The sequence below is a fragment of the Marinomonas transparens genome (assembly GCF_016463975.1).
Classification (GTDB): domain Bacteria; phylum Pseudomonadota; class Gammaproteobacteria; order Pseudomonadales; family Marinomonadaceae; genus Marinomonas; species Marinomonas transparens.
In genome coordinates, this window is sequence record NZ_JAEMNX010000086.1 from 1 (window position 1) to 455 (window position 455).

General features: G+C 52.3%; 1 protein-coding gene. It reads right to left on the bottom strand.

The window, feature by feature from the left end; all coding sequences use genetic code 11:
* The coding region (locus I8J31_RS20755) for a hypothetical protein (protein WP_199470492.1) at nucleotides 1-455 on the bottom strand (455 nt) is incomplete at both ends.

Here is a 455-nt window from a genome sequence, read left to right on the forward strand (position 1 = left end):
GCAACGCCGTTTTCAATTTGTTCTGCGGTTAAGGTAACAACCACCTCGTCGCCACCGTTCACGCTGTAGGTCAAGGTATCGCCAATTTCAGAACCCGCTACCGACATGGTCGCTGTGATGGTGCCATCTTCGCCAATCTCTTCCGAGTTGTAGATGCCATCTTCGCCTGCGCTGTCGAACGTGATGCTTAGCGTACCGATACTAGCGTCCGCACTTGCAACCGTTTCGCTGACTTCTATTGAACTGTTACCCGCCGCATCCGACAAGCTTGCCGTTACGGTATCTTCTGGGTGTACTTCAATCGCAACGCCATTCGCAATTTGCTCTGCGTTTAACGTCACAGAAGTGTCTGTTCCGTTCACGCTGTAGGTCAAGGTATCGCCGACTTCAGAACCCGCTACCGAGATCGTCGCAGTCACTGTGCCATTGTCACCAAGCTCTGCTGCGTTATAAAC